General features: G+C 65.4%; 21 protein-coding genes and 1 tRNA gene. 5 read left to right on the top strand and 17 right to left on the bottom strand.

Going from position 1 to position 26,635, the window contains the following annotated elements; genetic code table 11:
• Nucleotides 1-29 precede the first annotated feature (29 nt).
• From MST27_RS02450 to MST27_RS02435, 4 genes are read right to left on the bottom strand one after another with little or no spacing between them, the layout of a single operon-like run.
• The gene (locus MST27_RS02450) at nucleotides 30-647 is read right to left on the bottom strand and encodes an ABC-type transport auxiliary lipoprotein family protein (protein WP_243604413.1); all 618 of its coding nucleotides are present in this window, start codon (nucleotides 645-647) and stop codon (nucleotides 30-32) included.
• Entirely contained in the window at nucleotides 644-1,582 is a 939-nt protein-coding gene (locus tag MST27_RS02445; RefSeq protein WP_243604412.1) for an MlaD family protein, read from the bottom strand. The genes MST27_RS02450 and MST27_RS02445 overlap by 4 nt, the downstream gene beginning before the upstream one ends.
• Complete coding sequence (locus MST27_RS02440) at nucleotides 1,582-2,370, bottom strand: ABC transporter ATP-binding protein (RefSeq protein WP_243604411.1); 789 nt, start codon at nucleotides 2,368-2,370, stop codon at nucleotides 1,582-1,584. The genes MST27_RS02445 and MST27_RS02440 overlap by 1 nt, the downstream gene beginning before the upstream one ends.
• Nucleotides 2,367-3,488, bottom strand: coding sequence for an ABC transporter permease (locus MST27_RS02435; RefSeq protein WP_243604531.1), 1,122 nt, complete (start codon nucleotides 3,486-3,488; stop codon nucleotides 2,367-2,369). Before MST27_RS02435 ends, MST27_RS02440 begins: the two co-directional genes overlap by 4 nt.
• A gap of 334 nt (nucleotides 3,489-3,822) precedes the next feature.
• On the opposite strand from MST27_RS02435, the gene MST27_RS02430 reads away from it, so the two are divergent.
• The 3 genes from MST27_RS02430 (at nucleotide 3,823) to MST27_RS02420 (ending at nucleotide 5,802) form a co-directional block, all read left to right on the top strand.
• Nucleotides 3,823-4,230: a VanZ family protein gene (locus MST27_RS02430; protein WP_243604530.1), complete on the top strand. Its 408-nt coding sequence runs from the start codon at nucleotides 3,823-3,825 to the stop codon at nucleotides 4,228-4,230.
• Between the two features lie 177 nt (nucleotides 4,231-4,407).
• A complete protein-coding gene (locus MST27_RS02425) occupies nucleotides 4,408-5,094 on the top strand; it encodes a cytochrome c oxidase assembly protein (protein WP_338052414.1) in 687 nt (228 codons plus the stop codon).
• A gap of 102 nt (nucleotides 5,095-5,196) precedes the next feature.
• Entirely contained in the window at nucleotides 5,197-5,802 is a 606-nt protein-coding gene (locus MST27_RS02420) for a DedA family protein (RefSeq protein WP_243604409.1), read from the top strand.
• A gap of 54 nt (nucleotides 5,803-5,856) precedes the next feature.
• Here MST27_RS02420 and MST27_RS02415 read toward each other — a convergent pair whose 3' ends face one another.
• From MST27_RS02415 to MST27_RS02385, 7 genes are all read right to left on the bottom strand, one after another.
• Nucleotides 5,857-7,041 (bottom strand): polysaccharide pyruvyl transferase family protein, encoded by a 1,185-nt coding sequence (locus MST27_RS02415; protein WP_243604408.1) that lies wholly within the window; start codon nucleotides 7,039-7,041, stop codon nucleotides 5,857-5,859.
• A gap of 8 nt (nucleotides 7,042-7,049) precedes the next feature.
• Complete coding sequence (locus tag MST27_RS02410; protein ID WP_243604407.1) at nucleotides 7,050-8,108, bottom strand: nitroreductase family protein; 1,059 nt, start codon at nucleotides 8,106-8,108, stop codon at nucleotides 7,050-7,052.
• Nucleotides 8,105-9,433: a flippase gene (locus tag MST27_RS02405; protein ID WP_243604406.1), complete on the bottom strand. Its 1,329-nt coding sequence runs from the start codon at nucleotides 9,431-9,433 to the stop codon at nucleotides 8,105-8,107. The genes MST27_RS02410 and MST27_RS02405 overlap by 4 nt, the downstream gene beginning before the upstream one ends.
• 617 nt (nucleotides 9,434-10,050) lie before the next feature.
• Nucleotides 10,051-10,126: transfer RNA gene (locus tag MST27_RS02400), tRNA-Thr, on the bottom strand.
• A 60-nt stretch (nucleotides 10,127-10,186) separates the two neighbouring features.
• Nucleotides 10,187-11,410 carry a methyltransferase gene (locus MST27_RS02395; protein WP_243604405.1) on the bottom strand — a complete coding sequence of 408 codons (1,224 nt, stop codon included), beginning with the start codon at nucleotides 11,408-11,410 and terminating at the stop codon, nucleotides 10,187-10,189.
• Between the two features lie 93 nt (nucleotides 11,411-11,503).
• Nucleotides 11,504-12,880: a TRAP transporter large permease gene (locus MST27_RS02390; RefSeq protein ID WP_243604404.1), complete on the bottom strand. Its 1,377-nt coding sequence runs from the start codon at nucleotides 12,878-12,880 to the stop codon at nucleotides 11,504-11,506.
• Nucleotides 12,873-13,418 (bottom strand): TRAP transporter small permease subunit, encoded by a 546-nt coding sequence (locus MST27_RS02385; RefSeq protein WP_243604403.1) that lies wholly within the window; start codon nucleotides 13,416-13,418, stop codon nucleotides 12,873-12,875. The genes MST27_RS02390 and MST27_RS02385 overlap by 8 nt, the downstream gene beginning before the upstream one ends.
• A 200-nt stretch (nucleotides 13,419-13,618) precedes the next feature.
• On the opposite strand from MST27_RS02385, the gene MST27_RS02380 reads away from it, so the two are divergent.
• Entirely contained in the window at nucleotides 13,619-14,719 is a 1,101-nt protein-coding gene (locus tag MST27_RS02380; protein ID WP_243604402.1) for a TRAP transporter substrate-binding protein, read from the top strand.
• A 68-nt stretch (nucleotides 14,720-14,787) separates the two neighbouring features.
• Here the strand turns inward: MST27_RS02380 and MST27_RS02375 are convergent, their stop codons facing one another.
• The 4 genes from MST27_RS02375 to MST27_RS02360 form a co-directional block, all read right to left on the bottom strand.
• Entirely contained in the window at nucleotides 14,788-15,213 is a 426-nt protein-coding gene (locus MST27_RS02375; RefSeq protein WP_243604401.1) for an OsmC family protein, read from the bottom strand.
• Between the two features lie 78 nt (nucleotides 15,214-15,291).
• Nucleotides 15,292-15,597, bottom strand: coding sequence for a DUF2388 domain-containing protein (locus MST27_RS02370; RefSeq protein ID WP_243604400.1), 306 nt, complete (start codon nucleotides 15,595-15,597; stop codon nucleotides 15,292-15,294).
• Nucleotides 15,598-15,667: 70 nt separating this feature from the next.
• On the bottom strand, nucleotides 15,668-20,368 hold the full coding sequence (locus MST27_RS02365) for a PAS domain S-box protein (RefSeq protein ID WP_243604399.1): 4,701 nt from the start codon (nucleotides 20,366-20,368) through the stop codon (nucleotides 15,668-15,670).
• Between the two features lie 213 nt (nucleotides 20,369-20,581).
• Complete coding sequence (locus tag MST27_RS02360; protein WP_243604398.1) at nucleotides 20,582-22,204, bottom strand: L,D-transpeptidase family protein; 1,623 nt, start codon at nucleotides 22,202-22,204, stop codon at nucleotides 20,582-20,584.
• Nucleotides 22,205-22,436: 232 nt separating this feature from the next.
• On the opposite strand from MST27_RS02360, the gene MST27_RS02355 reads away from it, so the two are divergent.
• Nucleotides 22,437-23,147, top strand: a complete 711-nt coding sequence (locus MST27_RS02355) for a murein L,D-transpeptidase catalytic domain family protein (RefSeq protein ID WP_243604397.1) — start codon at nucleotides 22,437-22,439, stop codon at nucleotides 23,145-23,147.
• A 166-nt stretch (nucleotides 23,148-23,313) separates the two neighbouring features.
• Here MST27_RS02355 and tfpB read toward each other — a convergent pair whose 3' ends face one another.
• Nucleotides 23,314-25,098, bottom strand: coding sequence for a type IV pilus assembly ATPase TfpB (tfpB, locus tag MST27_RS02350; protein WP_243604396.1), 1,785 nt, complete (start codon nucleotides 25,096-25,098; stop codon nucleotides 23,314-23,316).
• 149 nt (nucleotides 25,099-25,247) lie between these two features.
• On the bottom strand, nucleotides 25,248-26,612 hold the full coding sequence (locus MST27_RS02345; protein ID WP_243604395.1) for a CYTH domain-containing protein: 1,365 nt from the start codon (nucleotides 26,610-26,612) through the stop codon (nucleotides 25,248-25,250).
• Between the last annotated feature and the right edge of the window lie 23 nt (nucleotides 26,613-26,635).

Below are 26,635 nucleotides of genomic sequence, written 5' to 3'. Positions count from 1 at the left end.
TTAGCCGACCCGTCGGGCGCCGCGTGGGCTCAGTCGAGCGTGCGGGCGTGTTCGAGGGTCCATTGCAGTACGTCGGCGCTGAGGCGGTCGCCGGCCTGGCCGAAGGCTTCGACGACGCGTTCGACGTCGGTGCCGGTGCTGGGCTGGCGTACTTCGAAGCGGCGGTTGGCCAGGGTGTGCTGGTCGTTGCGGTTGACCAGGCGCGCGTCAAGGCGGATCACCACCACCGGCTGACCATCGACATACTCGCTCTGGAACGCCCGCAGGTCGCTGTGCAAGCTGAGGTCGGCATAGAGATTGACGTCCTCGTTGCTCACCGAGGGCATCCGGCCGTCGCGCTGGAAGGCCTCGATCAAGCGATCACGCAGCAACACCGGCGCCGCATCGCTCCAGCGTGCACCACGGTACGCGCTGATCTCGTTGCCCTGGGGCACGACCGCGATGCGCTGGCTGGCGAGGATGCGGCTGGCCTGCGGCGTGTTGATCCGCAGCGCTTTCTGCATCGTCGGTTCGCTGCTCTGGGCGGGTGTGGACGAGGTGGGCAGCAGGAATATCCGCAACGTCTCGGACTCCGGTAGCACCGAGCACGCCGCCAGCACCGAGAACAACCCCAGCAGGGCGAGGCGGGAAAGGGAACGAAGGCTCATGGGGTGAACTCCTGCAGTCTGTCGCGGCCGAGCAGGAAGCCGCTGGGGTTGTCTTCCAGGCGCTGGGTGACCCGGCGCAACGCGCCGAGGGTGGTGCGCAGTTCATTGATCGCCGGGCCGAGCTCGTTGAAACCCTGCATGCCGTTGTTCAGCGCGCCCTGGTTTTCCTCGAGCAGGCGATCCAGTCGCGCGGTGGTGCGGTCCAAGGTGTTCATCGATTGCGCCGCGCTGGTCAGCACGCTGCGGCCCTGATCGTCGAGCAGGCCATTGGCGTTGCGCGCCAGATCCGACAGCTCACCCATGACGGTATTGGCCTGCTGGCTCAGCTGGTTGAACTGCTGCAGTGTCTGGGCGAGGTCGCCGCGTTGCTCGGACAGCACGCTGGTCGCCTGTTCGAGGTGTTCGAGCGTGCTGCTCAGGCGCGTGATGTTCTCTTCGGAGAAGATCTGGTTGGCACTGAGCAGCAGGTTGTTGATGTTGCTCATCAGGTCTTCGCCGTTCTCCAGCAGCGCGTTGAGCGAGGAGGGGTCGGCGATGATCAGCGGCGGATCGTCGCGGTCCCCTTCCAGACGTGGACTCTGCGGCGTGCCGCCGTGCAGCTGGATGACCATGCTGCCGGTGATGTTGGCCAAGGCCAGGCGCGCCTGGGTGTCTTCCTTGATCGGCGTGCCGCCGTAGACGCGAATGCGCGCGCGCACCTTGCGCGGGTCGTCCGGCTCCAGCCAGAGCTGGGTGACGTCGCCGACCTTGATGCCGCTGTACTCCACCGAGCTGCCGCTCGACAGACCGCTCACCGCCTGGCTGAAGCCGATGTCGTAGTAGGCATATTCGCGGTCCATGCTGGACTTGCCCAGCCAGAGGGCGAAGAGCAGGGCGCAGCCGACCGCGACCACGGTGAACAGACCGATCAGGACATGATGGGCACGGGTTTCCATCAGACATTCTCCAGCTTCAGGGCGGCATCATGCGCCGCGCGGCCGCGCGGGCCGTGAAAGTACTCGCGAATCCAGGCATCGTCCGTGGCGGCGACGGCTTCCAGGGTATCGACCACCAGCACCCGCTTTTGCGAGAGCACCGCGACGCGGTCGCAGATGGTGTAAAGGGTGTCCAGGTCGTGGGTCACTAGGAACACGCTCAGGCCCAGCGCGTCGCGCAAGGTCAGGATCAGCTGGTCGAAGGCCGCCGCGCCGATGGGGTCGAGGCCGGCGGTGGGCTCGTCGAGAAACAGCACTTCCGGATCCAGCGCCAGCGCGCGGGCCAGCGCGGCGCGCTTGACCATGCCGCCGGACAGCTCGTCCGGGTACTTGCAGGCCGCTTCCGGCGGCAGGCCGGCCAGCGCCAGCTTCTGCCGTGCCAGGTGCTCGGCATCCTTGCGCTTGAGGCCAGCGTGTTCGATCAGCGGCAGGGCGACGTTTTCCTGCAGGTTGAGCGAGGTGAACAGCGCACCGCCCTGGAACAGCACGCCGAAGCGCCTTTCCACTTCCGAGCGGTGTTGGCTGGACAGCTTCAACAGGTTTTCGCCGAACACCTTGACGCTTCCGGCGTTCGGCTGACGCAGACCGACAATGCTGCGCAACAGCACCGACTTGCCGGTACCGGAGCCGCCGACCACGCCGAGGATTTCACCACGGCGGATGTCCAGGTCAAGGTTGACGTGTACCGCCTGCTTGCCGAAGCGGTTGACCAGGCCGCGGACCTGGATCACGGGTTCGTCTGTCGTCACCAGCCCATCTCCATGAAGAACAGCGCGGCGACGGCGTCGAGCAGGATCACCATGAAGATCGACTGCACCACGCTGGAGGTGGTGTGCTCGCCCACCGACTGGGCGCTGCCGCTGGCCTTGAAACCTTCGAGGCAGCCGATCACCGCGATGAGGAAGGCGAACACCGGCGCCTTGCCGATGCCGACAAGGAAGTGGTTGAGCGGGATGTCACGCTGCAGGATGGTGAAAAACATGGCCGGCGAGATGTCCAGCGCCAGCGAGCAGACCACCAGGCCGCCGAGGATGCCGCTGATGATGCCGATGAAGGTCAGGATCGGCAGCGTGATCAGCATCGCCAACACCCGCGGCAGTACCAGCAATTCGATCGGGCTCAGGCCCAGGGTGCGGATGGCGTCGATCTCCTCGTTGGATTTCATCGCCCCGATCTGCGCGGCGAAGGCGCTGGCCGTGCGCCCGGCCAGCAGGATCGCCGCGAGCAGCACGCCGAACTCGCGCAGGAAGGAAAAGGCCACCAGGTTGACGGTGTAGATGGTCGCGCCAAAGTCGGCCAGCACCGTGGCGCCGAGAAAGGCCACGACCGCGCCGACAAGAAAGGTCAGCAGGGCGACGATAGGGATCGCGTCCAGCCCCGTCTGTTCGATGTGCGCGACCAGCGAGGTGATGCGCCAGCGTCTGGGGTTGGGCAGTACGGTGAACAATGTCTGCAGCGTCAGGCCGATGAAGCCGAGCAGGGTGCGCTGCTGGTTCCAGACGCCGGCCACGGTGCGGCCGATATGAGCCAGGACATCGGCCAGTGCATGCGTCTGCGCCGGTAGCTCGGCGGGCGGCTTGTCCAGTGCGTTGGCAACAGTGCGCAGCAAAGCTTTGCGCTCGGCTGGCAGCTCCGGCGCCCACTGGTCCACCTGCAAGGCGCGTGTCGGGCCGAGCAGTTCGACGAGCAACCCGGCGCCGGCCGTGTCCAGCTCGCCCATGGCGTCCAGCTCGATGCGATCGGCCTCGTTCAGCAGACGGCGGTTGCGCTCGACTTCCCGACGCAGCGTGGCGTAATGGCGAAGCGTCCAGTCGCCTGCGATGGCCAGGGTGGCGGCTTGCCCGTCGCTTGTCGAATGCCGCTGCAGGCTGCCGGGCGGCGAGGTGGGTTGCGTCAAGGTGCTGTCCCGATTGGCTGATGGCGTGCGAGGCGTGCGCCTGTCGCCGTGACGTTGGCGAATGCTATCAGTTCGACCGACGGGAGGTGATTCCGTTTTGCCAAGCATGCCGTGCGCCGGTCGGCGCGGCGCAATTTGTTACAGCGCGTCGGCGAACTATCGCCGCGCATTGGGCTCATAGCGGGCAAGCCGCATCCGACGGCGTATGCTTCGCATCCTGCGCGGGCCGACTGGCTCGTCGGCCCGGACCGCCTTCCTGCCATCCGTATCGCTCATCCACCGACCGCGAGAGCTTCCCTTGTCGATGAATCACCTGCGTTACCTGCCGTTTTTCGCTGTGCTGGCGACCATTCTCTTCACCGGGCTGCGCCCCGATCCGATACCGCAGGCGTTCGACCAGCAGGACAAGTTGCATCACCTGCTCGGCTTTGCCGCACTCATGTTCACCATGCGCCTGGCGTTTCCGCAGTGGCGGTTGGCCTGGGCGGTGGCGCTGAGCCTTGCCGCGGCGCTGCTGATCGAGATCGGTCAGGGCATGCTGCCGGCCCGGCAGGCGTCGATGGGCGACATGCTGGCCAATACCCTCGGTGTGCTGTTGGGCTGGGCGAGCTCGACGTTGGCCTATCGCTGGTACCTGCGCCGCATCGGCGTGACCACCGAGCCCGAGGCGGCCGAGCCGGTTGCGCGCCGCGCGAACGCCACCCGCCTCTGACACGGGCTGCCGCCGCGGGAGCCTGTTGCCGCTGGCCGGAGCGGCTTGCCTGGCGACCTTTTCCGCGATGCCGCAGTCACACGCCCAATGCCCGCAGAGATGGATTCCTGTGCCTCTTCTGACGCCAATCCCTGGTGTGACTTGCGCCGACCTTGGTGATCTCGGTCGGCAGACCCGGTGCTGCGCTCGCAGCAGGCGGACAGGCGCGGCGAGCAGCGCGGGCGGGCTCTGCGCATGATCTGGCGACCCTTGTCACTGACGCTCGGCCTGGTGACGCTGGCAGCGGTCTGGCTCGGCCCATTGCCCGCCATGGCCGACCGCCTGTTCGTGGGCCACATGCTGATGCACGTGATGGTCGTGGCCGTGGCCGCGCCATTATTGGCGATCGGTGTGGCTGGCGGTCGGCTGGATCTGTCCGCTCGACTGCCGCTGCTGTTCTCGCCGATTCTCGCCTCGGTCATGGAGCTGTTCGTGGTCTGGGCCTGGCATATGCCGGCGTTGCACCATGCGGCGCGTACCTCGACCTGGGCCGGGCTACTGGAGCAGGGCAGCTACCTGGTTGTCGGCCTGCTGGTCTGGTTGGCGGCGTTCGGCGGTGTTCGGTCGCGGCGCGCCCTCGCCGGTATCGCGGGCTTGTTGCTGACGTCCATGCACATGACGCTGCTCGGCGTGCTGCTGGCAATGTCGAACCGGCCGCTGTTCGAACACACCGGTTCGGGCCTGTCGGGCCTGAGTCCGCTCGAGGACCAGCAGATGGGCGGTGTGATCATGCTGGCCTTTGGCGGCAGCGCCTACCTGATTGGCGGACTGTACCTGCTCTTTGGCGTCTTGCATGAGCGGCACGATCCCCGCTCCGTCAGCTGATCGGCGATGCTGCGGCTGGGCAGTCGTCGTGGTCGAGGCGATGATCGCGCTGGATACCCGGCCCTAACGAAGCCTGATGGCTTCAAACAGTACAGGTGATGGATGTTCGACAAGATCGTGGAAATCGTCTCGGCGTTCGGCTACATCGGCGTGTTCCTGCTGATGTTGCTGGAGAACATCTTTCCGCCCATTCCCTCGGAGTTGATCATGCCGCTGGCCGGCTTCGTCGCGGCGCGCGGCGATCTCGATTTCATCCTGGTGATCCTTGCCGGCACGGCCGGCTCGGTGGCCGGTGCGCTGCCTTGGTATTACGCCGGCGCCAAGCTCGGCAAGGACCGCATGAAGCGCCTGGCCGAACGCTGGGGCCACTGGCTGACCCTTTCCCCCGAGGACGTCGACAAGGCCAGCGACTGGTTCGACCGCCACGGCAAGGCCGCGGTGTTCTTTGGTCGCCTGATTCCGGCCGTGCGCACCCTGATCTCGGTGCCGGCAGGTATCGCCGGCATGTCCATGACCCTGTTCCTAATCTACTCAACGCTGGGCTCGTTGATTTGGACGGCGCTGCTGGCGCTGGCGGGCTTCCTGCTCGAGTCGCAGTACCAACGAGTCGCACAGTACCTCGACCCGGTGTCCACCGGCGTCGTGGTGCTGATGCTGGCCTACTATCTGTACCGGCTTATTCGCCAGCGCACGGCCCGCCATTCCTAGCTGCGCCGGAAGGGCCCTGGGGCGCCGCCGACGGGGCCGGCAGCGCTACGGCGGTCAGGCCGCGCCTGCGGTCCTGGGGTGGGGTTGGGTGACCCGCTCGCATTGGTCGATGACTTGGAAGACCTGCTGCCACATCTGCTCGGATTGCTGCTTGAGCTGGTCGGTGCGAGCCTGGATCACGCCCTGGATCCGCTCGCGCTCGTCGATCAGCAGGTCGAGCTTGCGCTTGATTTCGGCCTCGTCTGTGGTGACCTGCACCAGCCCCTCGGGGAAGCCATAGTCGTCGAACAGCATCTGGTACTTATGGCTCCAACCGGTCGCCAACGCCGGGACGCCCTGCGACAGCGCGCTGACCAGGCCATGGAAGCGGCTGCCCAGCGTGCCGCTGCAGGCGCCGAGGATGCCCTTGATCTCCAGCGGGCCGCTCTCCTTGACGATCGGGATGCCGCCTACTGCGGCCGACACTTGCTCGGCCAGGCGCCGGTCGCCCTGCCCCTCATGCACGAGCACGAACGGCTTGGCGCCTCGTTCCACCAGATAGGCCGCGCAGCGGATCAGGAAGGGCAGGTAGGTGTCGCGCGTCTGCTGGTCAGTCTTATCCAGCATCCGGCAGTTCGGCACGATGCAGAAGCGGTTCTGCTCGACGTCGAAGTTCGGCGGCAGCACGCCCTGGATGAGATTGGTGAAGTCCGGCGCCTGGCGGATCTTGTCCTGTTCGCCGACCAGTTGGGTCAGGTATTCGTACGAAACCCGCTCGCGCGCGAAGATCAGGTCGATGTTCTCCACGGCGGTCTTCATCGCCGCCTGGTTTTTCTCGGACTTGAACGGGCCCAGCGCCTGCGGCAGCAGGATCACGCGGGTGCCATTCTTCTTCCAGCGCTTGGCTGACTGGGCAAGCTCGACGCTCGGGTCGTCGCCCCACTGGTCGCTATAGGCGAAGCCGGCCGCGTCGATGACGACGTCCACTTCCTTGTCCAGCACCACGCCATACATCTCGCGAAGCTGGCGAGGCGCCAGGTTGGCCAGGTCTCCCCACTGGATGCCGTAGCGCCACAGCGAGGCTTTCGGAAAGAAGCCCAGTTGCACAAGCTTGCGGAACGGGTGGTCGGACTTCTCAGTGGTCGGGGCCATGACGAAGGTCGCGTCCGGATAGCGGGACTTCAATTTCTGCTGTGCGGCGTGCAGCATCAGCTCCGCACCTTTATTGACGAATCCTGCTTTTCTGATCTCGATAATCATCGCTTGCCTCAGTTGTAGACGATCAAATCGTGCTCGGTCTTCTTGTCCGAATAAGGAATCCCTCCCGTTGGGTCGGCGTAGCCCACGGCTAGCAGCATCACGGTGCGCTCGTGGTAGGCCAGGCCCAGTTTCTTTTCCAGCTTGCGTTCGGCCGACTCGATGTCCGGCCAGTTGATCGGGCAGGTGGACAGCCCGAGGCTTTCGAAAGCCAGCATCAGTTGCATCGCCGCCAGCGAGCCGTCGATATAGACGACATGGCGATCGCGCGCCTCCGGGTAGCAGCCCAGGTCGCCGACCACGGCGATCACGCACGGCAGGTTGTCGTGGAAGCCACCGGTACCGCCGGCGCATTGGGCGATGTCGGCGGCCTTGGCAGCATCGTTGCTGACGTAGAAGCGGAACGGCTGACGGTTGCAGGCCGAGGGTGCGAGCGTCGCGGCACGCACGGCCTGTTCGATCAGCGCATTGCTGACGGGTTTGTCCTGATACCAGCGCACCGAGCGACGCCGGCGAAACAGCACCATCAGCTGCTCGTAGCTGACCGGGCATTCGGGCAACTCGCTGTGCGGGTAGGGCACGCAGCGGCCGGCGCTGTCGTCAGGCTGGCTGCTGGTGAACTCGCGCCGCGCCGAGTCGATCCGCGGCGAGCTCTGCACCGCCGAAAAATAGTCCGTCAGCACGTCATTGGCCCAGCGTTGTTGGCCTGTGACCACGCCGGTCCGGGTTGCATCGGCGAAGCAACGCACCGTCGGGCCGATGTAGTCCTCGGCGAAGGTACTGCGGCGTGGGCGCATGATCAGTCCCTTTTCCAGACGGTGCACGTTGCGCCGCAGGAAGGCGTCGTTCTCGCCCCTGCGTTGCATCAGGCGGGCGAACTGGAGACGGCCGAGCAGCACGGCGCGGTGCTCGCGGTCGAACTCGCGGCTGATCAGGCAGTAATACAGCGAGGCCAGGAAACCGTTGCTGGAGAACAGCTGGACCAGACCCAGGCGGGTCCGGTCGCGCACGCCCTTGAGCAGGTCCTTGACCGGCTCGGGCAGCATTCGAACTAGGGGCTTGAGGCTCATCGGGAGGCTCCTGCGGCATTGAAGGCGTAGCGGACGGGGCTGAACATCGACTTCGTCATCATGACGAACACCGGCCGGGTCTTGGGGTGCACCAATAGCGCCGCGTACGATGCGATCGCATAGGAAATGAGGGTGGCTATGGCGGCGCCTTCCCCGCCATAGCGCGGGATCAGCAGCAGGTTCAGGCCGATGTTGAACAGGGCGCCGAGGCCCTGGGTGATCAGCGAAAACATCAATGCGCCTTCGATCAGGATCCAGCGGCTGAATGCCGCTCGCATGAAGATGAACACGCCTGCCCAGATATGGATGGTGAGGATCGAGGCGGAGTTCTGGTATTCGTCGCCGAACAACAGCGCAATCAGGGGCGCGGCGATGAGCGATACCAGTACCGCGACGGCGATCGCGAGCACGAAGAGGACGTCCAGCAACTGCTGGAACCGCCGATTGAACATCGCCGGGTCGGCGGCGTGGAGCTTGATCAGCTTCGGGAAGAAGGACGCCACGATGGCCGTCGGCAGGAAATACCAGGCCTCGGAGAGCTGGGCGGCAACGGCGTAGACCCCCACTTCCTCGGTGCCGACCATCCACTTGAGCATGACCTGGTCGATCTTCATGTAGACCACCGCGAAGATCGAGCCGAGGTAGATGATCCAGCCCTGGGCGAGCAGCTCGCGGGCCTTGGCGAAACTTGCCTTCCAGCTGGTGACCGAGACCCGCGTGGTGCCCTTGTAAAGCACCGCGAGAATGATTGCCGCGGCGACGAACTGGGCAGTATGGGCGAAGGCGAACGCCACCACGCTGGCGCCGCCGAGCGCCAGCAGCAGCTTGATGGCCGCCGACAACAGGATCGCGCAGGATTTGGCGATGGCCGGGTACTTAGCCTGTACCTGCGACTGGAACCAGTACTCCACCACATCGAAGGTCTGAAAGAAGATCGCCGAGGCGACGATCAGCAGCATCCAGAACTCGGTGCCGCCGACTTCCTCGAACGCCAGCGCGTAGATCAGGATCAGCACGAAACCGATCGCCATGCCGGTGAGCTTGAGCATAAAGGTGGTGCCGAGCGTCTCCGGCACCTTGTCCGGCTGCTTGACGACCTCACGCACCACCAACCCGGCGAGGCCCATATGGCCGGCCGAGGCGAAAATCGCCGTCATCGAGATGGCGTAGGCGAGGATGCCGTACTGCTCCGGCCCCAGGTAACGGGCCAGTAACACGGCCGTGAGAAAGCCCACGCCGATGTTGAGCAGGCGTTCGGCCATCATCCAGGAGGCATTGAACAGGTAGTGCTTGAGCTTGTTGAACAGGGTGTTGATCGCGGTCATCGAGTGGCCTGGCTCCTCAAAGGTGGACTTCGTGGTGGCAGGCTTAGCCTATGGTCAGGGGGTGGCGACGCTAAGCTGACCGCGATTCGCCGCGCATGTTCCGCGCCTGCACCGCTAAAAATTCATCGAAGCGGTAAGGTGCGACAGACTTGGCAATTGGCCATGCACCGCTCTGGAACGCGGATTCGGCTTGAGATGGGGCGTCCAGGCGGGATTGGTCACTTTGGTGTCCGGAAACCTTGGGTAAAAGAGGCGTTAAGGCTCGCCGCTCCGGCGGGCTTAAGCTGTAGTGGCGATCTCATCTTAATAAGATGAACTTTTGCCATCACGCAGGCTCATATGCTCGCTGCCGCTGCTGGCCGGTCCGTGTCCCATCTCGATGCGCCACCCGCCGCCTAGCACGGCGCGGCTGCTTACTCCAAAGCTTGCAGTCATGGCTGTCGCGACGGACATCGCAAAGCGCCTGGATGGCGCACGGAGAAGCGGCTCGGAGCCGCCATAAGGATCAGGACCCAGCCCAAACCAGAAGGCCCCGCTTCCATCAGGAAGCGGGGCCTTTTGCTTTGTCGGTTCCCTGAAACGAAAAAAGGCCCGCATTTCTGCGAGCCTTCAAATCGTGGTGCCGGCACCAGGAGTCGAACCCGGGACCTACTGATTACAAGTCAGTTGCTCTACCAGCTGAGCTATACCGGCCAAAAGAGGGCGCCATTATAGCGATTGCTCGCGGCGAGTAAACCGTTTGTTGCCAGCGAGTTAGCGTGTTTCGTCACGTTCGGCCAGCAACATCAGGTTGCGTGGGGTCAGGCTGCTGGGGCAGAAGGTGCCGAGGCGCACCTGGTAGCCCTGTTCGCTGAGAAAGAGCGCGCGGTCCAGCAGCAGCCAGAGCTCCAGCGGCCGGCGAAACAGGCCGCGTACGAGTTCGAGGTTGCGGACCTCGGCCAGGCGTTGCCAGCCGCGTTGTTCGAGCCGGGCCCAGTCCAGGTCCGGCAATGCGGGCATGGCCTTGAGCGTAGCGAGGTCCTGGCAGTAGTCGGCAAAAGGTTTCTTCAGCCAGGCGCCGGGCAGCGAGGGGGTTGGCAGGTAGCTGTCCACGCCGCGCACTTGTCGCTGCAGCAGATCGAAGGCCAGCCGCCAGGCCATGGACTGGTCACGTTGGCGCCGTTCGCGCGTCCCGGCGGTGACGGTTTCGCTCAGCGGCAGGCCGAGGTCGTCGCGCGACAGAATCAGCGTCGATTGCTTCGCGAGGGCGGAAAGCGGTTGGTAGTGCTCGGCCCAGGTGCGGTTGTAGCAGCAGGGCGCGACGGCCAGCCGGCGGCAGCCACGTTCAGTGCTCAGCTGCAACAGGCGAACGTGCAGATCGCCGCAGGCGTGCAAGGCGGCCGGGGTGGTCGCGGGGGCGAGATGCTGCGCCGCGTCTTCGTCCATCACGTCCTGCTGGAGGTGACGGGCGTCGATGCCCAGTCGCCGGCTCAGCTGATGGCCGGCATCGACCAGCTGTGGGTCCCACTCCAGACAGGTCAGCGCGCCCCCTTCGCCAGCCAGATGACGACCGAGATGGCCCTTGCCCGAGCACCAGTCGATCCAGTGGTCGGGCGGTTCGCTGAATCGGAGGACCGCGCTGAACGCACGGATCTGCTGCCATTTGCGCCCGGGCACGTCCACCGATTGCCGCGGATCCGGCTCGCTGAGCTGGCGCTTTGGCAGCGGCTCGACGTGGCTCAGCGCGCGCGCCTGGGCGGCCAGCTCGGGAAAGGGCGCCGGAGCGTTCAGCTCGGCAGGGTCGTTGTGAATGGCTTCGGCCTGTTCCAATGAACGGGCGCGGAGCCAGGCAGCCAGCTCCGGATGATCGTCTTCCCACGCCATGTGGCGTTCGGTGAAAGGGCGCGGGCGCCAGAGGGCCTGGTGCTCGATAAGAAAGGTGTCGAGCGCGCGAAAGCGGCGGGCAAGCTGCGCGTGTCGTGGGACGGAGGTAGGCATGGCGGGAGCGGCTGACGGACATTGGCACGCATCATCGCGCCGTTGGCCCGCTGCGGAAAGAGAGACGCCCGTCGAAACGGGCGTCTGGGTGTATTACTTGCCGTAGACCTGCTCGGGTAGCCAGGTCACCAGCCCCGGGAACTGGTAGGCGATGACCAGCAGCAGAAGCTGGATCAGGATGAAGGGCACCACACCCTTATAGATGGTGCTCGTGGAAACCGACTTCGGCGTTACGCCACGCAGGTAGAACAGCGCGAAGCCGAACGGTGGCGTGAGGAAGGAGGTCTGCAGGTTCAGTGCAATCATCACGCCCAGCCAGACCGGGTCGAGACCCATGGCCAGCAGCACCGGGCCGACGATCGGAACCACCACGAAGGTGATCTCGATGAAGTCGAGGATGAAGCCGAGCAGGAAGATCACCAGCATCACCACGAAGAACGCACCCAGCACGCCGCCCGGCAGCTGGGCAAAGACGTCCTCGATCAGCACTTCGCCGCCGAAACCACGGAACACCAGCGAGAACAGCGACGCACCGATCAGGATCAGGAACACCATGGCGCTGATCTCGGTGGTGCCGTAGGCGACGTCACGCATCTGCGCGAAGTTCAGCTTGCCCTTGTAGAAGGCGAGGACCATCGCACCCAGCGCACCCAGTGCCGCGGCTTCGGTCGGTGTGGCGTAACCGGCCAGGATCGAACCAAGCACGGCGCTGATCAGCAGCAGTGGCGGCACCAGCGCATTGACCAGCTTGCCCCATTCGATCGGGCCGAGCTCTTCCTGCGGCAGGGCCGGCAACTTCTTCGGTTGCAGCACCGCGACGGCGACGATGTAGACGATATAGAGGCCAACCAGCAGCAGCCCCGGCAGCAGTGCGCCGACGAACAGGTCGCCGACCGATACCGTCTTCGGCGAGAAGATTCCCATCTTCAACTGCGCCTGCTGATAGGCGCTGGACATGACGTCACCCAGCAGCACCAGCACGATCGATGGCGGAATGATCTGCCCCAGCGTGCCGGTGGCGGCCAGCGTACCGGTGGAGATCGCCGGGTCGTAGCCACGACGCAGCATGGTTGGCAGGGCCAGCAGGCCCATGGTGACCACTGTGGCACCGACGATGCCGGTACTGGCTGCCAGCAAGGCGCCGACCACGCAGACGGAAATCGCCAGGCCGCCACGCAGAGTGCCGAACAGGCGCGACATGGACTCGAGCAGGTCTTCGGCGACCCGGCTCTTTTCCAGCATGACGCCCATGAAGACGAACAGTGGCACCGCGAGCATCGTCTGGTTGTTCATGATGCCGAACAGGCGGTTCGGCAGGGCGCTGAGGTAGCCGCCATCGAAGGTGCCGGTAACGATGCCGAGGCCGGCGAACAACAGCGAGACGCCGCCGAGGGTGAACGCCACCGGGTAGCCGGCCATCAAGGCCGCGCAGATGCTGATGAACAGCAGGATCGCCATCAACTCAGCCATGCTTCACCTCCGGCTCGGGCAGGCGACCGGCGATGGCGTAGCCCGCCTTGATGATCTCGGAGAGACCTTGCAGCGCCAGGCAGAAGACCAGCACCAGGATGATGCTCTTCTGCAGGAAGACGTACTTCAGGCCCCCGGATTCGCTGGAGCCCTCCAGCGTCGCCCAGGAGTTGCTGACGTAATCCCAGCTGGCCCAGGCAAGGAACAGGCAGACCGGAAGCAGGAACAGCAGCGTGCCGAGCAATTCGACCACTGCCTGATGGCGCGGGCTGAAGCGTTGGTAGAAGATGTCGACGCGAACGTGGCCGTTGCGTTGCAGAACCCAGGCGGCGGCGCCCATGAACACCAGAGCGTGTGCATAAAGCACGGCTTCCTGGAGTGCGGTGGCACCAATGCCGAAACCGTAGCGCAGCACCACCACGATTGCGGTGCCGATGACCAGGAACAGGGTCAACCAGGCGCAGGCCTGGCCGAAGCGAGCGTTGCAGGCGTCGATCAGACGCGCAAGGCCCAGCAATGGAGGGGCGTGTTTCGACATGGCAGGACCTTTATTGTTATGGGTACGAAAGGCAGCCCGCGATTCTAGGCGGCTGCGCGACGGCGTCGCAACCGGCAGTACTACGTACGTAGTGCCCATACGTAGTCGCCAGGCTTGAGGGTTCGATAGCCATATGATAGCTAGAGCTACCTGAATGCGTGTTCCGGCGTTCAGCCATTACAACAACAAGGAGTTACCTCATGAAACGTCGTCAGATTCTGGCCGCCGCAGGTGTCGGCCTGGCCGCTACCGCCCTGGCCGGGTGCAACAAGGAAGGCGAAACCGCCGCCAAGCCCGAAGGCACCGCCAGCACCGAGAAATTCAACTGGAAGATGGTCACCTCCTGGCCGAAGAATTTCCCCGGCGTAGGCGTCGGTGCGGAGAACTTCGCCAAGCTGGTCAACGAGATGAGCAATGGCCGTCTGACCGTCAAGGTGTACGCCGCGGGCGAACTGGTTCCGGCATTGGAAGTCTTTGACGCGGTGTCGCGCGGCACGGCCGAGATGGGCCACGGCGCCCCCTACTACTGGAAAGGCAAGGTGCCGGCGGCGCAGTTCTTCTGCGCGCTGCCCTTCGGCCCGAATGCACAGGAGATGAATGCCTGGCTGCATCGTGGCGGCGGCATGCAGCTGTGGGAGGAGGTCTACAAGCCGTTCGGCGTCCTGCCGATGGCCTGCGGCGCGACCGGCGTGCAGACCGCCGGCTGGTTCAACAAGGAAATCAACTCGGTCGACGACTTCAAGGGCCTGAAGATGCGCACCCCGGGCCTGGGCGGCGAGGTGCTGACCAAGATGGGCGGTACCGTGGTCAACATGCCGGCCGGCGAGATCTTCACCGCGCTGCAGACCGGCGCCATCGACGCCACCGAGTGGATCGGCCCGTACAACGACCTGGCCCTCGGCCTGCACAAGGCATCCAAGTACTACTACACGCCGGGCTGGCAGGAGCCGAACGTCACCTTCGAACTGGACGTCAACCTCAAGGCCTGGGAAACCCTGCCGGACGACCTCAAGGCCATCGTTCGCGCCGCGGCCCGTGCGGTCAACGGCGACATGCTCGACGACTACAACGCCAAGAACATGGAAGCGCTGGAACAGCTGCGCGAGCAGGGCGTGGAAGTCCGTCGCCTGCCGGACGAAGTGCTGGCGCGCCTGAAGGAAGTGGCGGCCGAAGTGGTCGATGCCTCGGCGAAAGCCGACCCGACCGCTGCCAAGGTCTGGGAACAGCAGAGCGCCTACCTGAAGCGCTTGTACGAGTACGCCGAGCTGAACGAGAAGGACATCTACAACATCCGCGGCTGATCGGCCCGAGCGTTGTGGATCGTGAAAACGCCGTCCTCCGGGACGGCGTTTTTCATTTGCCTGACTGCTTAGCCCTCGAGTGTCGCGTTCAGGCTGATCTGCGCATTCAACACGCGGGATATTGGGCAGCCTTCCTTCGCCTTGTTGGCGATTTCCCGGAATTGCTCTTCGCTGGCGCCCGGCACCTTGGCCTTCATCGTCAGGGCGATCTGAGTGATCGCGAAGCCCTCGCCCTGCTTGTCCAGCGTGACTTCGGCGCTGGTGTCGATCCGCTCGGGGGTCAGACCCGCCTGACCGAGCATCATCGAGAAGGCCATCGAGAAGCAGCCGGCGTGGGCGGCGCCGATCAGCTCTTCCGGGTTGGTCCCCGGTGCGCCTTCGAAGCGCGTGTTGAAACCGTAGGGATTGTCCTTGAGCGCGCCGCTCTGGGTGCTGATGGTGCCCTTGCCGCTCTTCAGATCACCTTGCCAGACGGCCGATGCGGTTTTTTTCATGATGCCTCCAGGTTCGTTGTCGGGACGGTACTCACGCGGCAGGGCGGCGAAGATACGGCGTCGCGCCTTCGCGTACGGTTACTGCTGTGCGGCGAGCACGGCGCTGGCCAGCTCCATGTCGGTGGCATGCAGGTCAGGCTGGTCGCTGCGGATTTGCTGCAGCATGGCTTCCAGATAGGGGCCGCGAATCTCGCCATCGCTGGCCACGAAAGTGCCCGCATCTTCGCGTGCCGCGGCGACCAGTTTGTCGTCGCGGAAGGTCATGTAAGTCGATGCGGTGGTCGCACCCGAGGAGAGGATTTGGCGGACGAAGCCGTTGTCCGCCATCGCCGCGCCGAAGGGCATGGCACTCAACGCGACAGCTGCCAGGAATTGTTTGCGCATTATCGTTGCCTCCGATGATTGACTCATCAAGAAGAGTGCAACGATAACCGCAGAGTTCCTTGTCTCGCGGTTATCCGCTGCGCTCGATCAACTGGCGGACCTTGGCGCCCAGCATGTCGATGCTGAACGGCTTGGACAGCATGTCCATGCCCGGCGCGAGAAACTCGCCCCGCACTTCGGCATTCGGCGCATAACCCGTGATGAACAGCACCTGAAGATCGGGGCGATGCTCCCGGGCGATCTCGGCCAGCTGGCGGCCGTTCATGCCCGGCAGACCGAAATCGCTCACCAGCAGATCGATGCGCCGGTCGCTTCGCAGATAGGGCAGCGCCGAGTTGCCGTCGACGGCTTCAAGCACGTGATAGCCCAGCTCCTGCAATACCTCCACCACAAGCATGCGCACCGCGGCCTCGTCTTCGACCACCAGGACGGTCTCGTCCGATTGCGCGCCTTGTACCGCTGCCGGCGTCTCGCTCGGCGCCTCGTTCACCTCCACCTGCGCCTGATTGCGAGGCAGGAAGAGGGTGATCAGCGTGCCCTGGCCGGGCGTGCTGTCGATGCGCACGTGGCCCCCGGTCTGCTTGACGAAACCGTAGACCATCGACAGGCCCAGACCGGTGCCCTGGCCGATGGGCTTGGTGGTGAAGAAGGGATCGAAGGCCTTGGCGACCACCTCGGCCGGCATGCCGCAGCCGGTGTCGGCGACGCTCAGGGTGACGTAGTCCCCGGGCTCCGGGCTGTTCGGCTGGGGCGTGCCGACATGCACGCAACCGGTCTGGATGACCAGACGACCACCGCCGGACATGGCATCGCGCGCATTGATGACGAGGTTGAGCAGCGCATTCTCCAGCTGGTGCGCATCCGTGTACGCCAGCCAGGGGTCGGTTTGCAGCAGGGTCTCGAAGCGGATGTGCTCGCCGATGGTGCGACGTAGCATGTCTTCCATCGACTGCACCAGCTGGTTGATGTCCACCGGCCGGGTATCGAGCGATTGGCGCCGCGCGAAGGCGAGCAGGCGGTGGGTCAGCGCAGCGGCGCGGTTGGCCGAAGTGGTCGCGGCGTCGAGGTAGCGGCCGAGGTCCTGGGTCTGGCCGCTGGCGACGCGGCGCTGGATCAGGTCGAGTGCGCCGAGCACGCCGGTGAGCATGTTGTTGAAGTCGTGCGCCAATCCGCCGGTGAGCTGCCCGATGGCCTCCATCTTCTGCGCATGACGAAGGGTTTCCTCGGCGCGCTCGCGTTCGCCCATTTCCACGTGCAGCAGGTGGTTGATCTCGGCCAGCTCGCGGGTTCGCTCGGCGACGCGGCGCTCGAGGTTGTCGTTGAGCTCGCGCAGCGCCTCCTCCGCGGCCACCTGCGCGGTAATGTCGGTATTGGTGCCGAACCATTGCGTCACCTGGCCGAACTCGTCGCGAATGGGCAGGGCGCGGGCCAGGAACCAGCGATACTGGCCATCCTTGCCACGCAGCGGGAAGGTCTCTTCCCAGATCGAGCCGATCGCGACGGCGCGCTTCATCGAGGCGCTGACGCGCATGTGATGGTCGGGGTGGTGCACCGATCGCCAGCCAAGGGCACGCATGGCTTCCAGCGTGGTGCCGGTGTAGTCGTACCAGCGCTTGTTGTACCAGTAGATACGCCCGGCCGGATCGGCCATCCAGGCGAACTGACTCATGTTGTCGGCCAGGGTGCGGAACTGCTCCTCGCTGGCACGTAGCGCACGTTCGGCCCGCATGCGCTCGTCGGCGGTCCAGGCGCGGTCGGCCACTTCGCGAATGAAGGAGATGTCTTCCTCGGCCCATTGCCGGGGATGGTCCTGCAGGAGGATCAGCGCGGCGCTGAAGCGGCCCTGCTCCTGCAATGGCACACAGACCAGGCTCTGAATGCGGCGCAGGCGCAGGCTGGCGGCCTGGGCGGCGGTACGGGTGTGGTGCAGCACGTCTTCGACCACGACCATCTCGTCGTTCTGCAGGTCGTAGACGAAATCACCGTAGTCGGCGAAGCACATGCGCTCGCTGTATTCGCCCAGCGCGCCGTCGCTCCAGTACCGCTCGACCGTGGCGTACTGGCCGCCCGGGTCGACGGTGAGGAAGGCGGCGCGGGTGACGTTCAGAGTAGTGCCGAGCGCGCGAACCGCGGCGGTCACGATGGTGATGCTGTCGGGCTGCCCGCGAAGCAGGTCGCCAAGCTCCATGAGCACCGACTGGCGTTGCTCGGTCAGCTGGCGTTCCTGGATCTGTTCTTCGAGCAGCGCATTCATGCGCAGCAGCTTGAGCGCGGCGTTACGCTCGGCAGTAATATCGCGGGCCGTCCCGAGCAGGCGAACCTTGCCTCCGGCGTCGATGATCCGGCGGCCGCGGTTGGTGAGCCAACGGAACTGCTCGGTACCCTCGTCGTACACGCGGTAATCGAGATTGAGCTCGCCGCCGGCGAGGCCGTCCAGCGCATTGCGGAACGCGTCGATGAGGGTGCGTCGGTCATCGGCGTGCACCCGTGCGAAGAACTCGTCGACGCTGAGCTCCGGCTCGTCCGGAGCGACACCGGCGAGCGCCTTGATCTGGGCGTCCCAGTGCAGGCGATTGTTTTCCAGGTCGTACTCCCAGACGCCGATCGAAGCGATCTCGTTGGCCAGGCTCACTCGCTGCTCGGCCTCCAGCACCGCCTTGCGTCCGATGGCGCGGTCGGCGGCGGCACGGATGCGTTCGATGACCTCGCGAACCAGGGCGATATCGGCTTGGCTCCAGTTGCGCGGCGTGGCGCTGGCGAAGAGCAGTACCGGGCAATCCGCGACCTCCTCGAGCAGCGGCGCGAGCAGCAGGCTGCGGCAGCCCAGCTGTCGATGCGCGGCCTCGCAATCGGCGCGGCAATCCGCTTCGTCGAGCAGGTCGTCGAGGGGCACGATCAGGCCCTGGCCGAGGCGCAATTGCAAAGTCTGGGCGCAGCAGCCGAAGCGAATCGGGGCCTGCGCCGCTGGCTGGCCGGCAGCGCTCCAGCGCTGCTCGATGACCAGGCACTGCTGCTCATCCAGCCGACCGAAGGCGATGAGCTGGACGCCGAGCAGCTGCGCCAGCTGTTCGGCCATGACATCGCCCAGTTCGATCTGCCCGTCGCCATCCTGCAGGCGGTCGCTCAGTTCCAGCAGGTAACCCTGCTGCGCTTCGCCGCGGGCGCGCTCGCTGATGTCGGTGAAGGTGCAGATGGCGCCCTGCAGCTGGTTGTCGCGGTACAGCGGGGCGACGCGGTATTCGACCGGCAGGCTGCTGCCGTCCTGGCGAAAGAAGAGTTCATAGGCGACGTGCGCGGGCTCCCCGGTGACCGCGGTGCGCTGGATCGGGCAATCCTCGACGGCGTAGGGCGAACCGTCCGGGTGGCTGTGGTGAATGGCGGCATGCAGGTGACGGCCGAGCACCTCCTCCTTGCTGGCAAAGCCGAGCAGCCGAACGAAGGCCTCGTTGCAAAGGGTGACGCGGCCGTGCGTGTCGATCGAATAAAACCCTTCGCTGGCCGAATCTAGGAGGCTGCGGGTAAAGGCCTCGCTCTCCAGACGCTGAAGCTCGGCGCGCCGCCGCTCGTGAACGTCCTGGGCGACGAGCACCCAGTGCAGCAGATGACCATCGCAGTCGTAGACCGGGGCACCGCTGCCCTGGAACCAGCGTGGTTCGCCATCGGCGTTGATCAGCGGAACCTCGAAATTGCCGGCTTGCCCGCTCTTGAGCGCCCCCTTCCATTGCTGCATCACCGCGTCCCGGTGATCGGCGGCGACCGCCTCGAGCCAGCCCATGCCGGCGGAGGCTTCCAGCGAGCGGCCACTGAACTCGGTCCAGTAGCGGTTGCAGAAGATGAGCTCGCCGCGGGCGTCGCATTGCCAGATGATCTGCGGGCTGAGGTCCACCAGCGCGCGGTAGCGCTCCTCGGCCTGTCGAATCGCCGCCTGCTCGTGCAGGCGCTCGGTCAGGTCGCGCAGGATATGCACGAAGCCGAGAGGCTCGCCTTCGTCGTTCTTCAGTCGCATCAATACGCCGCTGGCCCAGAACTGGCTGCCGTCCTTGCGCTGCTGCCAGCGCTCGTTGATGGCCGAGCCGTCTCGCGCTGCGGTGGCCATTTCCTCGTTGGGAACGCCGCGAGCAATGTCGTCATCGGTATACAAACGCGCGGCATTGCTGCCGAGCACCTCCTCTGCCGTCCAGCCGAGGATGAGTTCGGCGCCCTGGTTCCAGCTGGTGATCTGGCCCCGGGCATCGGTGGCGAGGATGGCGTAGTCCACCGCGCTGTCGATGATCTGGCGGTTGCGCTCGTTATGCTCGCGGCTGCGGCGCAATTCGAGCAAGGCCATCACCTGCCGCGCCAACGCTTGCAGGTGCGCCTTTTGCCGCTCCGAGAGCTGGCGCGGTTGGGTGTCCATCACGCACAGGGTGCCAAGCGGCAATCCCTCGGGCGTGCGCAGGACGGCCGCGGCGTAGAAGCCGCTCGCGCCGTCGAGTTGCGGCAGTTCGGCCAGGTTCTCTATCACCAGCGGGTCGGCGTGCGTAATGGCACGGGCGCACAGCGCCTGGTGTCGATCGAGGTCATGCTGGGGGACGTTGACCGAAGCCTTGGCCCATTGGCGATCCTTGTCGATGAACACGATGGCTGCGCTTGGCGTGGCGCAAAGCTCGGTGGCCAGCAGGACCAGGTCGTCGAATGCCGCTTCCGGCGGTGTGTCCAGGATGCGATATCGGGCCAGTGCCGCCAGTCGATCAGCTTCGTTCCAGGTGTGGGCGTCGTTTTCGATGTTCAAAATCTGCTCTGCTATCCATGGCGGCAAAGGTGTCGGAAATCCTGGGGGGCGCCCAGGGCTCGAAAGCGCGCCGGCTGGACCATTGCTACCTGCAAGGCTGGCCGTGCGCAAGATACCCCGGCCCGAGACGGGGGCAAGTAGACCTCGGTCTACGGGCAATCTGCCAGAGCCGCCGGTCTGGTGGCCGCTGCGCGGAGTGGGCTTCCCTATCCTTTATTCAAGCAGAGCATCCCGGTCGGCGCTGCGCAGCGCCGCAAGCAATGTACCGTCACGGTGATAGATGTCCGGTCGGAAGCGCGGGGTGCCGGCGCTGTCGGCTTCGGCCGTCCAGTAGCCCAGCAGGATCGGGGTCGGCTGGGCCAGACGGAACTCGTAGGTTTCGCCGCGCGCCAGCAGGGTCTCGACGCGCTCTCGCTCCTCATCGGTCAGCAGCAGATCGACCAGCTCCATGATCGACTGGACACGCACGCAGCCCGAGCTGAAGGCCCGCTGGTTACGGGTGAACAGGCCCTGGCTCGGCGTATCGTGCAGATAGATCGAGAACGGGTTGGCGAAGCGGATGACCACCCGGCCGAGAGGGTTATCGGGGCCCGCAGCCTGGCGCAGCATGATCTTGCCGGGGTTCGCCCAGTCGACCTGCTGCGGGTCGAGCACCCGGCCATCGTAGTCGATGACCTGCAGCCCCTGCTCGGCAAGGTAGTCGATGTTCTCGCGGATCTTCGGCAGCTTGTCTTCGCGCTGAATGGTGGGCGGTATGGTCCAGGTGGGGTTGAGCGTCAGGCGCGTGACGTTCGACTTGATGGCCGGCGTCGGCCGGGTTTCGCGACCTACCTGGGTGCGTGCCTCCCATCGCGGTTCGCCGTCCTGGAAAAAGACGACGCGGCCACCGGCGATGTCAACCAGCAGCGAGTGCGGCTCGATGTCGCGCGCCAGCCAGCGCATGCGTTCCAGATTGACCCGCAGCTGGCCCAGGCGCTCGGCCGGCGTGGCATTCAGCGCGGCGAGCGTCTCGGCACCGACGATGCCGTCATCTTGCAACCCATGCCGGGCCTGGAAGGCCTTGACTGCCGCGATGTCGCGGTCGCCGTAACCGGTCGCGACGTCTGCCTCCAGACTGGACGCGGGCAGGTAGTCTCCGGCGACCAGCCGCTGACGCAGCAGGGGCAGCCGGTCATCGTCCATGCCGGGTCGCAGCGTCTTCCCCGAGGGCAATGGCAGCCACGAGGCCGGCGGCGCCTGGCGTAGTCGCGCATATGCCTTGCGCAGGTTGTGGTAAGGCTCCAGCGCCGGTCGCGCCTGCTCGAACGCGCCGGCGATATCGCCCAGGCCTGCCCGCGCGATCGCCTGCATCCGGCGCGTTTCCTGTTGTTGCGCTGTGGCGTTCGGGCTGCGCCAGACCGGCTCGAAGCGGTCCTGCGGTAGACGGCCGTGAGCGAGGTGATCGAGTGCCTGCAGGTAGGCCTGGCTGGCCTGGATGTCGGCGCATTCGCGATGCAGGGGATCGGCCGTGGCCGTCTGCATCGCGTGGCGGATGCGTTCGGGGCCATAAACCGACGGCTCCAGGCCGTCGTCAGCCAACGCCTTCAGCTGCTCCAGCAGTGGGTCGAGACGCGCATAGCTGGTCCAGATCGGGGCGAAACCTTCCGGCTGGTAGAAGGCGACCAGGCGCTCGCGTGCGGCCTGGTCAAGCGGAGCACCGAGCGCCGGGCAGCGGGACGTCGGGCTGTCCAGAACCGTGCGCAACGGTGGCGGGGTTTTGTCATCCGCGGCGACGCCAGCGGCAACAGGGATAAACAGCAGGGCTGCGAACAGACGAAATGCATGTTTTTTGTACAACGCTTCACTCCCGGCTCTCCCGACGACTGCTAGACTCCGCTGCGCAAACCCTCGCGGCGTCTGGGGAAACCAGGCCCGTACAGGCCAATAGAACAGGTTCTGTCAGATCGCGCGGCCCGCTCGTGGCCGTGCCGGTCTGGCTTCGTATCGCTGCCGCTTCCCGCCTGGCAGCGAATGTTGGTGGGGCCGGAAACGATGCCGGTCGTGTCCGCCGCTGAGGTATTCGACGAACATGATGGTCACGCTCCGACGCCTTTGCCTGGTCGCAGGCATGCTGTTGTCAGCGCCGCTGCTGGCGGCCTCGCCCCCTTATCAACCCCTGGTCGACGACCTGGCCCGCGTGGCGCCGAGCCTCGATCGCAGGGTGCTCACCCATGCCGTGGCGGCAATGCAGTGCGCGGTCAACAACGGTGCCACGCCGGCCCAGCGTCTGGCGGTGATTGATTTCTCGCTGCCCTCTTCCGAGCGACGACTCTGGATCTTCGACCTGCACCGCGGTCGATTGTTGCTCGAGGAGTTCGTCGCCCATGGCATGAAGTCCGGCGAGAACCTGGCAACGCGCTTTTCCAACGTCGTCGGCAGTCACCAATCGAGCATTGGCCTGTTTCGCACCGCCGAAAGTTACAGCGGCAAGCACGGCTACTCGCTGCGCATGGATGGCCTCGAGCCGGGCGTCAACGATCGTGCCCGCGAGCGCGCCATCGTCATCCATCCCGCCGCTTACGTGAACCCGGCGTGGATCGCCACTCAGGGTCGCATCGGCCGCAGCCAGGGCTGCCCGGCCGTCCGCCCGGAAGTGGCGCGCATGGTGGTCGATAGCCTCAAGGGCGGCCAATTCATGTTCTCCTGGTATCCGGACCAGCAATGGCTGCAATCCTCGGCCTATCTGAACTGCGAGCCCAACCAGGTAGCGAGCATTCTCGCCGCACGTTCGGGCGGCTGATGCAGTATTCGGATCGTCGCAAAGGTCGCCGTCATCGGCGCAAGTACGGGCACTGACGCAGGTGCGGTCCGAGCTGGCGTAGGGTGGATCACGCTTCACCGATCCACCGGGCGGAGTTGCGGTGGAAGTAAAAGCGACATCCACCCTACAAATACCGAGCCTCCGGCTACTTCTGCTCGCTCTGCGGCGTCACTCGCAGCACTTCTTCCAGAGTCGTCAGCCCGGCGGCGATTTTCTGTGCGCCCGACAGGCGCAGGCTGTGCATGCCGTCCTTGAACGCCTGGCGGCGCAGCGTAATGAGATCGGTGTCAGCGGTGATCAACGGCTTGATCGCGTCGTTGAGCAGCATGATCTCGTAGACCCCGGCGCGCCCCCGGTAGCCGGTGTCGCGGCATTCGATACAGCCCACCGCGCGGTGGGCGTTGCCGGGCAGCGGTGCGTTCCAGGGTTTGGTCAGGGCCTGCCAGTCCTCCGCGTCGAGCTGGACGGGCGCCTTGCAATGCGGGCACAGCGTGCGCACCAGGCGTTGGGCCATGACGCCTAGCAGCGTCGCTCGCAGCAGGTAGTGCGGCACACCCAGTTCGAGCAGGCGGGTGATCGCCGACGGCGCGTCGTTGGTGTGCAGCGTCGAGAGGACCAGGTGCCCGGTCAGCGCCGCCTGGATCGCCATCTCGGCGGTTTCCAGGTCGCGGATTTCGCCGACCATGATGATGTCCGGGTCCTGGCGCATCAGGGCGCGCACGCCGCTGGCGAAGGTCAGCTCGATGTTGTGCTGAACCTGCATCTGGTTGAACGCCCCTTCGATCATCTCGATCGGGTCTTCGATGGTGCAGACGTTCACCTCGGGCGTCGCCAACTGCTTGAGCGTGGTGTAGAGCGTGGTGGTCTTGCCCGACCCGGTGGGGCCGGTGACCAGGATGATGCCGTTGGGCTGGCCCGTCATGCTCTGCCAGCGCCGCAAATCCTCGGCGGAGAAGCCCAGCTGGTCGAAGCCCTTGAGCAACACGTCCGGGTCGAAGATGCGCATGACCATCTTTTCGCCGAAGGCCGTCGGCAGGGTCGACAGGCGCAGCTCCACCTCGCCGCCGTCCGGGGTCTTGGTCTTGACCCGGCCGTCCTGCGGCTTGCGCTTTTCGGCGACGTTCATCCGTCCGAGTGACTTCAGGCGGCTGACCACGGCCATCGCCACCTGCGGCGGGAACTGATAGACGTTGTGCAGGACACCGTCGATGCGAAAGCGCACCGTGCCCTGCTCGCGCCGGGGCTCGATATGGATGTCGCTGGCGCGCTGGTCGAAGGCGTACTGGAACAGCCAGTCGACGATGTTCACCACGTGCGCGTCGTTGGCGTCCGGCTCCTGGTCGCTGGCGCCGAGGTTGAGCAACTGCTCGAAGTTGCCGGTGCCGCTGATCTTCTGGTCGCTGGCGGTGGCGCCGCTGACCGATTTGGCCAGCCGGTAGAACTCCACGGTAAAGCGTTGCAGGTCCGCCGGGTTGGCGACGACCCGCTTGATCGGACGCTTGAGCACGTGGGTGAGGTTGGCTTCCCAGCTCTTCACGTAGGGCTGGCTGCTGGCGATCGTCACGGCGCTGGCGTCCACCGCGACGGCCAGAATCTTGTGCCGCTGGGCGAAGGCATAGGACATCAGCGGCGTGACCGCTGCGACATTGATCTTCAGCGGGTCGATGCGCAGATAAGGCTGGCCAGCCTGCTCGGCGAGCCAGACGGTCAGGGTCTCGAGATCGAGCGTCTTGCCCGGCCTGGACAAGTCCTCGAGCTGTTGCGCAGCGATGAACTCCAGCGGGTGCTGCTGGTTCTGCGTGGCGCTGCGGCGCAGTGTCATGCACTGCTCGGCCGTCTCCTGGTGCAGCCGCCCCTGGGCGACCAGGTCGCGTAGCAGGTCGTTCAGGTCGAGCAGACGATCGGCAACGGACGGGGCGAAGGCGGACATGGGGACTCCTGGGAAAAACCGACAAAAGCGCTGGAGGGCTGCAAAGCATCGACGGATGCCGCGGCGTGCCCGCGCGCAGCAATTCCTGCGAACGAGATCGGCCAGCCAGTGGCTCGGCCGATGCGGCTTCAGTCTTCAGCCTGCCAAGCCTACTTGGTCAACAGCTTCCACGGTTTGAGCGTCCACACAGTATGGGCCTGCTCGACGCGCGCGCCGAGGCATTCGTCGCTCAGCGGTCGCTGTGCCAAGGCGTAGAGCTTGGCCAGCTCCCCGTACATCCGATCGGTTTCCGGTAGGTCCAGGGCGGTGCGGGCCAGGTGCAGCCAGACCAGCAGCCGCTCCATGCGCGGGCGCTGCTCGGCCAGGTCCTCCGGCTGCCGCTCATAGCGCGGCAGCTGCAGGGCCTGGGCCTCGTCCGCCAACAGCCGGGGCAGCCAGTTGCCCAGCTCGGCCGTGCCCTGGCGCTCGCCGCGGTTGTTGCGGTTGGTCATCCAGCCGCGCTGCAGCAACCACAGCGAGGTTTGCAGCGAGAACAGGCCCCAACGCGGCTGGTCGAGTTCGTGCGTGAAGGCCTCGGGCGCGGACTGGCGGACGCCTTCGTCTTCCTGGCCGGCGTCGATCATGGGTCGCCAATCCTGGATCAGGGCATCGAGCTGTTCGCGCAGTGCGCGGCTGCTGACCCGTGGCGCGGCCTGGCCGAGGCTGCCGAGCAGGGCGCGCAATTCGATCAGCTGCTGCAGCCAGTCGCCGAGCAGGGACCAGTGGCCGTTGTAACGGTATTGCTCGGCCAGGCGCTGGCTATTGCCCAGCAGGTACCAGGCCAGCGCGGCAAAGGCGTCGTCCAGGGGCAGACTCGGCTCGATCGGCGGGCTGGGCAGGCTCAATGAGTAGCTGTCGGGGTCGTGCAACCGATAGCCGCGCTCGGCCTTGCTGATGTCGCATGGCATCAGTGGCAGGTCGGCCGCAAGCTCGGCGGCCAGCTCCAGCAGAGCCTGCGGTTCGCCCTGGCGCAGTTCCAGCTCGAGTTCGCAGATGTCCTCCGCGTGCTTGCCGGCCACGACCTTGCCCAGGTCCAGCGCCGCTTCGATGACCACGCGCGCCTTGCCACGGCCCCAGGCGATCTCGGCCTTTTCGCGGACGAAGTCGGTGGTGAAGATGGGCTTGAGTGTTTTCTTGTCCAGGTCGGCCAGGCTCGCTGGCCAGCAGTCATCCGCCAGCTTCTTGAGGTCGAGCTTGGCTTTGTCCAGGTACCAGTCCCACTCGTTGCGCTCGGACAGCCCGGCCACGCTCTGCCCGCGGCTCTTGAGCGTCTGGATGAACTGTTCACCGTCGCGCCGCAGGCGCAGGGCGACTTTCGCCCGAGCCAGATGGCGCTCGGGAGTGTCGTAGTACTGGTTGAAGAGTTCGTGACGCTGCCAGCCGCTCTTGTTGCGCTTCTTCAGCAGCGGGTGCTCGCGCAGGGCCGCCAGGGTTTCGCGACTGGCGCGCAGTTTGATTTCGGTTTCTTTCTGCATGGTGCCGAGATGATGCCTATGTT

Origin of the sequence: Stutzerimonas marianensis, from assembly GCF_022810315.1 — a bacterium.
GTDB lineage: Bacteria > Pseudomonadota > Gammaproteobacteria > Pseudomonadales > Pseudomonadaceae > Stutzerimonas > Stutzerimonas marianensis.
The sequence above is the reverse complement of the archived record's forward strand: the minus strand, read 5'-3'. Positions and strand labels throughout refer to the sequence as shown.

Coding starts and splice junctions, on each gene's coding strand:
- MST27_RS02450 (WP_243604413.1), bottom strand. CDS start 647: ATGAGCCTTCGTTCCCTTTCCCGCCTCGCCCTGCTGGGGTTGTTCTCG.
- MST27_RS02370 (WP_243604400.1), bottom strand. CDS start 15,597: ATGCGCAAACAATTCCTGGCAGCTGTCGCGTTGAGTGCCATGCCCTTC.
- MST27_RS02410 (WP_243604407.1), bottom strand. CDS start 8,108: ATGAGCCTCAAGCCCCTAGTTCGAATGCTGCCCGAGCCGGTCAAGGAC.
- MST27_RS02385 (WP_243604403.1), bottom strand. CDS start 13,418: ATGTCGAAACACGCCCCTCCATTGCTGGGCCTTGCGCGTCTGATCGAC.
- MST27_RS02380 (WP_243604402.1), top strand. CDS start 13,619: ATGAAACGTCGTCAGATTCTGGCCGCCGCAGGTGTCGGCCTGGCCGCT.
- MST27_RS02375 (WP_243604401.1), bottom strand. CDS start 15,213: ATGAAAAAAACCGCATCGGCCGTCTGGCAAGGTGATCTGAAGAGCGGC.
- MST27_RS02430 (WP_243604530.1), top strand. CDS start 3,823: ATGAATCACCTGCGTTACCTGCCGTTTTTCGCTGTGCTGGCGACCATT.
- MST27_RS02395 (WP_243604405.1), bottom strand. CDS start 11,410: ATGCCTACCTCCGTCCCACGACACGCGCAGCTTGCCCGCCGCTTTCGC.
- MST27_RS02445 (WP_243604412.1), bottom strand. CDS start 1,582: ATGGAAACCCGTGCCCATCATGTCCTGATCGGTCTGTTCACCGTGGTC.
- MST27_RS02345 (WP_243604395.1), bottom strand. CDS start 26,612: ATGCAGAAAGAAACCGAAATCAAACTGCGCGCCAGTCGCGAAACCCTG.
- MST27_RS02415 (WP_243604408.1), bottom strand. CDS start 7,041: ATGATTATCGAGATCAGAAAAGCAGGATTCGTCAATAAAGGTGCGGAG.
- MST27_RS02390 (WP_243604404.1), bottom strand. CDS start 12,880: ATGGCTGAGTTGATGGCGATCCTGCTGTTCATCAGCATCTGCGCGGCC.
- MST27_RS02405 (WP_243604406.1), bottom strand. CDS start 9,433: ATGACCGCGATCAACACCCTGTTCAACAAGCTCAAGCACTACCTGTTC.
- tfpB (WP_243604396.1), bottom strand. CDS start 25,098: ATGTCCGCCTTCGCCCCGTCCGTTGCCGATCGTCTGCTCGACCTGAAC.
- MST27_RS02420 (WP_243604409.1), top strand. CDS start 5,197: ATGTTCGACAAGATCGTGGAAATCGTCTCGGCGTTCGGCTACATCGGC.
- MST27_RS02355 (WP_243604397.1), top strand. CDS start 22,437: ATGATGGTCACGCTCCGACGCCTTTGCCTGGTCGCAGGCATGCTGTTG.